This is a genomic window from Viscerimonas tarda (assembly GCF_054601255.1).
Map to the genome: position 1 here is coordinate 1 of NZ_BAAHWV010000059.1, position 9,726 is coordinate 9,726.

6 protein-coding genes and 1 pseudogene are annotated in these 9,726 nt (G+C 37.7%); all 7 read right to left on the reverse strand.

All coding sequences use genetic code 11. The features are described 5' to 3' along the window. A pseudogene (locus tag ACYPWY_RS14845) lies at positions 1-313 on the reverse strand (restriction endonuclease subunit S); the annotation flags it as partial. 227 nt (positions 314-540) lie between these two features. Continuing rightward, the gene (locus ACYPWY_RS14850; protein WP_459686330.1) at positions 541-1,629 is read right to left on the reverse strand and encodes a Fic family protein; all 1,089 of its coding nucleotides are present in this window, start codon (positions 1,627-1,629) and stop codon (positions 541-543) included. Between the two features lie 16 nt (positions 1,630-1,645). Continuing rightward, the gene (locus ACYPWY_RS14855; RefSeq protein WP_459686331.1) at positions 1,646-3,076 is read right to left on the reverse strand and encodes a type I restriction-modification system subunit M; all 1,431 of its coding nucleotides are present in this window, start codon (positions 3,074-3,076) and stop codon (positions 1,646-1,648) included. Beyond that, complete coding sequence (locus ACYPWY_RS14860; protein ID WP_459686332.1) at positions 3,073-3,714, reverse strand: HNH endonuclease; 642 nt, start codon at positions 3,712-3,714, stop codon at positions 3,073-3,075. The genes ACYPWY_RS14855 and ACYPWY_RS14860 overlap by 4 nt, the downstream gene beginning before the upstream one ends. Positions 3,715-3,719: 5 nt before the next feature. Then, positions 3,720-4,958 carry an AAA family ATPase gene (locus ACYPWY_RS14865; RefSeq protein WP_459686333.1) on the reverse strand — a complete coding sequence of 413 codons (1,239 nt, stop codon included), beginning with the start codon at positions 4,956-4,958 and terminating at the stop codon, positions 3,720-3,722. A 44-nt stretch (positions 4,959-5,002) separates the two neighbouring features. Further along, positions 5,003-7,717: a DEAD/DEAH box helicase family protein gene (locus tag ACYPWY_RS14870; RefSeq protein WP_459686334.1), complete on the reverse strand. Its 2,715-nt coding sequence runs from the start codon at positions 7,715-7,717 to the stop codon at positions 5,003-5,005. A gap of 119 nt (positions 7,718-7,836) precedes the next feature. Continuing rightward, positions 7,837-9,009 (reverse strand): tyrosine-type recombinase/integrase, encoded by a 1,173-nt coding sequence (locus ACYPWY_RS14875; RefSeq protein ID WP_459686335.1) that lies wholly within the window; start codon positions 9,007-9,009, stop codon positions 7,837-7,839. Positions 9,010-9,726 lie beyond the last annotated feature (717 nt).

A 9,726-nucleotide genomic window follows, 5' to 3' on the forward strand; every position in this document is an offset into this window, starting at 1 on the left:
TATATTTTCCTGAAGAAATTGCAGACCCTGTGTAGCCATATTGAATAGATAATGAAATATCAGAAATTGTATTCCACTCCCAACTATTAGGCACTTCAAAAGGTATGTTCTCATAATGGGATTTATCTTCACCACGAAAAATGAACGTTTCGTTTTTGTCCCGCTTGATTTTCTTTTCCTTGATTAACCGTTCTTTTTCTGCACGGATTTTGGCAACAAGCACCGATGCAGACTCATCATTGGGGTCTTGCGGCACCAATTTGCCACGAATGGCAAGGTCTAATATTTTTTGTCTTAACTGTTTAGTATTCATTGTTTTCTGATTACAAATTGTTTCATGCAAAGCAATGTATATTTTCTATACATATAACTTTATCATGTATAGAAAATGCTTGTTTTTGATACATGACATTTTTCTCAGGTATCAATAATCGGTTTTTTTGATACTTGACAACTTTATCAAGTGTCAGAAATCGGCTTTTTTGACACTTGACAGTCTTATCAGGTGTCAAGAATCGGCTTTTTTGACACTTGATAATTTCAGAGGGGAATTTCATTAACATTGGATAAATATGTATATAACTCATTATTAATGTAGTAACTCTCTTTCCATATTTTTTGTTTATCTAAAACTCCCATTTTTGTCAACCCATCTAAATAGCGGATTGCCGTTGATTTGCTAATCATCAAATCCTCCATGATAAAATCAATTTTCGTATAGGGATATTTGAAAAGACTGTTTAACAAATCTTGACTGTAGATTTTGGGTAATTCTTCTCTGATTTTGTGCTTTTGTGTCTGCATCAGCGTCTTTATGCCTTGAATGATTGTTATGGTCTGTCGAGAAGTCTGTTCTACACCATCCAACATAAACAAAATCCATGCTTCCCAAGCGTTCTCAGTTCTTACTTTTTGTAATAAAGAATAATATTCTCCTTTGTTTTGATTGATGAAACGACTTAGATAAAGAACGGGAATATCCAAAAGTTTTTCTTTTACCAAATAAAGAATGTTGATAATCCTTCCTGTCCTTCCATTACCGTCATAAAAAGGGTGAATGCTTTCAAATTGGTGGTGGATAATCGCCAATTTTACCAACGGGTCTAAATCCGATAGCGTTTCGTCATTGATAAATTGTTCCAGATTATTCATATATTGCACAATCTCATCGTAGCTTTGTGGCGGTGTATAAACCGTTTCGCCTGTTCGTTCATTTTTCAATTCTGTCCCAGGCAATTTCCGAAAGCCCGCTCTCGTTTCTTCTAAAATAGATTGAATGTCAATTATTTGATTCAATGTTAGAAGTCCGTTTTTCTTCATGTTTTCAAAACCTGACAAAAGTGCATGAGCATAGTTATACACCTCTTTGGTAGCAACGGTTTTGAATTTTTTGGCAGCAAAGTCCGATTGAAATAATTCATCTTGCGTTGTGATGATATTTTCAATTTCCGAACTGTCCTTAGCCTCTTGCAGGGCAAGCGTATTTATCAAAATACGCTCATTAGGAATACTTAGCGTTACGCCTTTCATCTCGGCAAGTGCACCACGTGCCGATGCCAGTTTCTTTAATATCGACCTTGTTTCAACTTCCCCTTGCAACGGGAGCATCTGTATTTGATATGCGCTCATATTATTGATTTTTATTTTATTCTTCTATTTTACCAATTATTGTTTTTAACTCTCCTACTGCCGAAAGGATGTTCTGGCTTTTTTCTTCAATCATCGTCATTAATTCGGTAAGCGAATAATCGACCGCTTCTTCACCTGATTTGAGCCACGTAATATCCAAACTTGTCTTGTCACGAGCAATGATTTCCTCGTAAGAGTATTTTCGCCAACGACCATTTGGATTTTCTGCGGAATAGGTAGAGACGTGGCATGCCGCGTCTGTACGTGAGCGATAGCAATTCACAAAATCGTCTAAATGATGGCGTTGAATGGGATTTGTGGCTAAGGTATGCTTGATTTCCGTGCGATAATCATAATACCAGATTTCTTTGGTGCGATTGCCTTTGCTAAAAAACAGCACATTCGCTTTCACGCCATTGGCATAAAAAATGCCGGTCGGCAAACGTAAAATGGTATGTAAATCAAAATCCGAAAGCAGTTTTTTGCGCACTGTTTCGCCTGCACCTCCTTCAAACAATACATTATCGGGCAATACGACCGCTGCCCTTCCGCCCGATTTCAGCGTTAACATAATCTGTTGCAGAAAATTGAGTTGATTGTTGCTGGTCGATACATATAAATCGTCGCGCATTGCCGAGATATTCGTAGAACCTGCTGGTCGCGTACCGAAAGGCGGATTGGCAAGGACGATGTCAAATAACTTTTCGGGCGATTTTTCCAGCGAATCACAACAAGTTACCGGACTTTTCTCTGTTCCGACACCATGCAAATAAAGATTCATGGATGCCAACGTTACCACCAAGGGCGTGATGTCGTTTCCGTGCAAGGCTTCATTTCGCAGAAATTGCTGTTTTGCGCGGTCGTTCGATTGTTTTTTCATGTAATCGAAAGCAGCCAACAAGAAACCGCCTGTTCCGCAAGCCGGGTCGCACACTGTTTCGGTAATCAAAGGATGGGTAACATCGACCATGGCATTGATAAGCGCACGAGGCGTAAAATACTGTCCTGCACCGCTTTTTTTGTCTTGTCCGTTCTTCTCCAAAATTGTTTCATAGATAGCACCTTTCAAATCGCCATCCATCGACAGCCAATTTTCTTCGCCTATCAACGAAATCACCCGTTTGAGCAAAACCGGTTGTTGTATCTTATTTTGCGCCTTGGTGAAAATGCTGCCAATCAAGTCGTCTTTTTTGGACAAAGTATCCAATGTCTGCTCATACTGCCGGATTAAATCAAGTCCGTCTAAACTTGTCAATTCTTTCCAGTCATAACCGTCAGGAATCGTGCTTGTATAGCCCAACACGGTTTTCTCGTAGTCCATTTTCAGGAACAAGAGATAGGTCAGTTGGATGATGTAGTCTGTAAAGCCTACGCCTGCGGCAGCGATTACGTCGGCAAGATTCCAGACTTTTTTTGTGAGAGATTGCTCGGAGGTGTTATTCTTCATATTAAAATGTTTATCATTGACTTTACAGTTGCTTTAATACACATAGTGTAAGGCTTATCATTTGACATTTCCACTTCAAGATTTTTCTTCAATATATTTTTTAATGTTGGATTCATTTCTTTAGTATATTGATCTATCAATGGGCGAATTGCATCAATTCTCGCCTTTCTACTTTCCATTAATTCAGGTCTGTTAAGTTCCAATAAAAGTTCTGTCAACTGTGCTCTATTATCGCCTGCCTTATGACAAATCATTGTTCCTAAAGAAATAAAATGATCCTCTGGCTCATCTGTATATGGATTAATAACAGAACAATTCTCATCAAAGTTATCACTCTTTTTAATATTACACCAAGGACATGCTAATCCCAAATTATTCCAGTCAAAAGTAAGAATAGGATATTGATCTTTGGGCTTATAATGCTCAATATGTTCAGGTGCTACAACAGAAATATAACTTTCACAATACATACATTTAGAGTGTGTTTCTTTTTTCAATGTAACTTTTACTTCTGCTTGATTATATTTATCTTTAATCCCTTTAGGTATTTTCTGCCCATTATTCACATATGACATCAAATCTGATGTCCATTGAGTCTTGTTATTTACCAAAATATCTGGCTCTTTTAATTTAGTCAATTTTATCATTTTTCAAAAACTTCTTTAATAGCTAATGGCATTAAACTTTCCAACCCTAATAACCTAAACTCTTCTCTCATTTGATTTACATTTGACTCTGTAATTTCAAGGTCTCTATATTTTCTAACAAGCTGAATCAATGATTCTTCTGCCCATATTGGCATAGTAAATGGAACACCTAAAACCTCATTCAAAATTTCTGTTGCAGTTCTTGCTTTATTGACTAAATCAAGTTTTTCACTATACACCTTATTCTCTTTATCATATCTAAAAGCATATACATTGGATTCTTTTACTGAAGCAACAATTAAAGGACTATGGGTAGAAATTATGAATTGTATATTAGGAAAGGCTTCCAATAAATCCGGCAATACGGAACGTTGCATTGTTGCATGTAAATGATTCTCAACTTCATCAATTAATACAACTATTGTTTCTTTTGAATGTGAAAAATTATATACTTGCCAAGCTAAATCGACTAAAGACGCTATTCCTCCCGAAACGGCATCAAGCATAAAATCACCAGAATCTGTAACTAATACTATTTCATAATTTCGTATTGAGATTTCTTTAAATCCTATATTCTTTGGCAATATTGTTTTTAGAACATTTTGAAAGCCCAAGAAATTCGCCTCTAATTCTCTATCTGGTTGAATAAATTTGTTTCCACTGCCTCCAATAGCCCAATTTAATAAAGTTTCTTTAATTAAATAATTTATAGGTTTATGTTCATAATAACCAACTTGGAATGTATTGGTTTTAGTATTTTGTTCAACTAAATTATATGCGTTTTTTCTATCTCTTTTTTGAGTTGAGATAGTGGGGACTTCTTGATATTTAAATACATTTCTATGCGAAGAAATATTTATGCCTTTAATTTGGTCTTGTTGTCGTTGTGGCGGTCTATATTGTATTTTTATATGATATTTAGCCGTATTTGAATCCGGTATTGTTAAATCAGAAATCGTACCATTGCTATATAAAATCTCTCCGATATTTTGATTGTCTTTTTGTTCGTTTTTTTTAAAGAAACGAGTAAAGTAGCGCATAAATCCTGTTTCTTTTTCAGGCGCAGGTGTAGCTAATTCTTGAAAGTCCCAACCAAAATGTCTTGCCAATAAATGTAGCAAAGTTGTTTTTCCAGATCCATTAGCTCCAGTTAATACAGTCAATCTGTCATGAAATTCAATATCAATATTTTGAAATTGTTTCCATTGTTGTAATTTTAATGTTCTAAATATCATATATTCAAAATTCTTTAATGTACATATTTTCTTATATTTCGATTTTATGCCGTTTTAAGTATTACCCACGACAGCGACCCCAACACCTCATCCACCACCTCCGGCGACCCAAAACTCCTCACCATCTGCGCAAACAGCGTAATATTCTCATCTCGCAATTCATTATTAGTATAACTCCCATTCGCAACAATATACCCCACAATTTCCTTCACAATCTCTTTCTGCTGTTCGGTCAAAGGACGCTGATTTTGTCCGCACCACAATTCAAAACGAGAGGCGGCAAAGGAAGACAGCGATTTCAATTCGGGAATTATTTGGAAGGCGTAACGCACCAATTGGATTAAATTCGTGAGGGCTTCGCGTTCAGTTTCATTTTGTAATGTAGAGACGCGGCGTGCCACGTCTCTACCGGCATCCACAATGGCGTAAGAATTCCATAACCGCAACATATTGAATCGCCTGTCGTTCGCCAATAATTTTTCTTTCAAATCGGAAAGCAGGGCGTAGGTAATCGGTTTGTTTTGGTTGTTGTAGATGATTCGTAAGGCTTCAATTTCGTCCCGATGCGTGGTTACATATTCCTCAAAGGCTTGTGTGGTCGATGCCGCTTCTTCCGTCGAGAAACCGGTATATATCACCTCATCTTCGCCCGGAATCAGTACTTTGACAAATCCGGCATTGAGTATCAAAAGGTATTTTCGGGCTTCGGGATTGTTTGCCAATAAAGCAACCAATGCTTTGCGTTCTGTATTAGGCTCATTTACTTCATTAAATGGCGGCAAAGTGTCATTTTCAAGGACGCTGAAAATAGAAACTGCCAAATCGTACATCGTAATACCGGCAATATTCGCGAAATCAGTGCGCTGTTTTTCCTTACTTTTGGCATTGATGCGCGAAAGACGGCTTGCCAACAACTGCAAATAATCGTCGGGCAAATAGCCATGAGCGATTTGTTCCAAAAGTTGTTCAAGCGTTGGATTTGCCGGTGGCGGATTGATTCCGCCCTGTGGTTTAGAAACATATTTTTCAGTTTCCGTAACACCCACAGCATCTATCAGATAGAACAAATCTTTACTTGTGGCATTAGGCGTAACATTGCGTAACTGCTCATCGCCGATGGTGCGCACTCCGCGACCTTTCATCTGCGTATATAAAATTTCCGAGCCGACATCCCGCATAAATAGCAGTATTTCCAAGGGTTTTATATCCGTTCCTGTAGCCACTAAATTGACAGTAACGGCGATGCGGAAAGACTTGTCGTTGCGGAAACGGCGTATCAATTCGGTGCTGTCGCCTGCCGAATAGGTTATTTTTTGAACGAAATCGGGTGATTGATTTGGAAAAACTTCTTTTGCCAATGCTACAATATTGGTTGCGTGATTATCATTTTTGGCAAAAATCAATGTTTTGGGGATATAGGCTAAATCCGGATTACGGTCGGGATATAAGTCAGTGTAAACAGCATCGCGGAATGATTCTAAAACCAAGCGGATTTGTGTAGGATTGACTACCGAGCGGTCTAATTCCGTATTGCCGTATTGAACTTCTTCTTCGGAATCACTCACTGTGTTTTGCCCTGTATGAACAGTAACTACATTTATTTTCTCGCCTTTTTCTATCGTACCGCCTTCAGAACTGACTTTTGTTTTAATACGATATATTCGGAAATGAACATTGATGCCATCGGCAATGGATTTTTCAAGTGTATAATTGACAATCCGGTTGTTGTTGAAGAAAGCCAATGTTTCGGGCGCAGGGGTTGCCGTTAATCCGATTATTCGTGCCTGCTTGAAATATTTTAGCACCTGTTGCCAACGTCCGTAAATTGAACGATGACATTCATCTACAATGATAACATCAAAGAAATCAGGCGGTAATAAAACATTATTGTCCAACGTGATTTCTCTATCGTCTTCCTGAATCCCTTCAAATTCATCTTCATCTGTAAACTCTTTTCCAGTCAATACGGCAAAAAGTCGTTGGATAGTAGAGATTACTACATTCGACTCCTGTGGAATTTTTGGTGATTTCAATCGTTCGGTAACAAAAATCGTATTAAAAGGCTCGCCGGTTTCGGTCAGCCGGAAGGTACCAAACTCGCCTTCCGCCTGTTTTCCCAGATTATTACGGTCAACCAAGAATAAAATACGTTTTGCGGGCGTATAGGAAAGTAAGCGATAGGCAGCCATGCAAGCGGTAAAGGTCTTTCCGGCTCCGGTTGCCAATACCATCAACGCACGCTTTTCGCCTTTTCGCAAACTGCTTTCCAATTTCGTTACTGCTTCATATTGGCATTTACGCAATCCTTTGTTTGAAAGATAGGGTAGTCCGGCATATTCATTTTGGATGTTTGCTATTTTCGCTAATTCTTTAGGCGTGTGCATGGTTGGTAAGGGCAAATAATTATTTCCCCCTGCACGAATATCCCGAAATAACAATGCTTTCCCATTCGACAGATAGACAAACGGCAAGGGTTTTTGCCAGCATTGATACCAATTCAATAACTGATGCGTATAATCTTCTGCTTGTGCTGCCACTACTTCCGACAATTTTGCATCTTCTCTCTTGGCTTCCAATACGCCGATAGCTTTACCGTCCAAAAACAACAAGTAGTCCACCTCTTTATTCCCTTTCAGCAAGCCTTCTCTGACAGCCATAGCAGAAACGGATGGGGAGTATTCGTCTCTGTTCACGACTTTCCATCCTGTATTTTCTAATTTTCTGTCTATTTCTAATCTCGCTTTTTCTTCGGGAGTCATATTATTAAAACATTACTTTTATCACTTCCAATAAAGATATATTATCAGAAGTTGATTACAAAAGTACGGAATTATTTCAGAAATTGATTATTTTTCATTTTAAACCTTAAAAATCAGTATTATATTGAAAGTTCCGGCAAAGCATTTACAGCTGTTTCTTTTAAAGAATCCACCGCACGAGTGTATTTCTCCGTATGTTTCAGCCCGCTATGCCCTAAAAGAGATGCCACTGTCTTAATGTCCGTATGACATTCACCCAAAAGATTCACCGCAAAGCTATGTCTGGCGCAATGCCAAGTGATGTGTTTGTCAATTCCAGCGCGGGCAACCCATGTTCTTAACGCTTTAAGGCAACCTGTATGGCTCGGCAAAGTAAATATATAGTCGTCTTTTTTCGGTTTTTCGCCAATCAAATTCAGAAGGGTCTGACTTAATGGAATGATGACTATTGAATTTTTGGAATGTCCTTTGGTCTTTACCTGTTCAAATTTTATTCTTTTGTTTGAATAATCCACATTGCTGTATCTCAAATCAATAACATCGCAATATCTTAATCCTGCATACAAGCAAAACAAAAATGCTCGTCTAACTTCCGTGTTCTGATAAGGTGTTTGGGCTAATTGCTTGATTTCATCAAGGCTTAATACATCTTTGGTTAGTGCGGTATCATCCACCAAACATACCACACCTGTACACGGGTTTTTCAGAATGACATCGTTTTCCACAGCATACTTGACCACTTTTTTGAAACGTTGAAAATAACCTCTTGCCCCTTCTCCATAAGAACGTTCCTGTAAATAATCAACAAACTTCACCATCATCTCTTTGTTCATCTGTTCAGGTTTAAGTACCCTTTGCATATTGGGATAAGATAAACTTAGAAAATCTTTGAAGCGTTTGAAACTTGCCTCCATCATTCGGATGTCTTTTTTCTTGTAGGTATCAAGATAAGATTGATAGTAATCTAAAAAGTTCACATTTTGCTTGACGGGAAGAGCCTTTCCATATTTTTTAGCCGTAATTTCTTTTTCCTTGTCAATCCGTATTTCAGTAGCTAAAGCCAATGTCTCTTTATTCTTTTGCCGTTCTTCCGATGTTCGGGGATTGGCTAACAAATACAAGCCCAAGTATTCTTTGCTACGGATATGCTTTATTTTCTCTTTCCCTGTTTCCTCATCGAAGACTTTGTTGTATCCCATATAGTATTCGAGGTACAGACTTTGTCTGCCATCCGCCAACGTTTTCTGTTGCAGTTTGGGATTCTCTTTTGATTTAGTCTGTAATTTTGCCATGACTATTTGATTTTAACGTGTATTCTGTTGTTTGAATTTCCGTTGGCAAAGGTACAAATATATTTTGATTGGGGTGTAAAAAAGGTGTAAATAATAGCAGAAAATTAGCTTATCAATGGAATTTTACTAAAACCATGTATAAGTTAATATATTGAACAATAATGTATTTAGCTTCTTTTGATTAGATTATTTTTAGCAGGTTTTGTATCGGCTCTGGGTACTAAAACGCTAAATCAATAAGAGATTTAGCGTTTTTCTTTTAATTTCCGTGTCAGCTTTATTCTAAAGAAAAATTCCATAAAAGACCATTTTCTTCTACCGTCCGATTGGATTTGCAATCCAATCGTAATGAGCATAAGGATTTGCAATCCGAAATACGCTAACAATCAATCGAATATGGCTAAAGTCATTGGCTAATCGGATTGAAAATCCTTATAGACCTGGCAGCCGGATTATAAATCCGGCTGGACAAGGTTATTTTCTATGTTATAATCTATCCCCAAGTTGGGGACGAATTACACCGCCTAATCCACCAATAGCTTCCTCATTTCCTCGTCAATCTCCTACCCCAAAAATTGTCAAACAAATAAAATAAGTAAGTGTTCATAATTAGTTTGTATAAAATATTTAGTTTGTCTTTCCGTTCTAGTATGGTATATACAATTAGGAATGGGAAAGATAAAGAAACTGGAATTAACAGTTGCCCAGCGAGGGCAA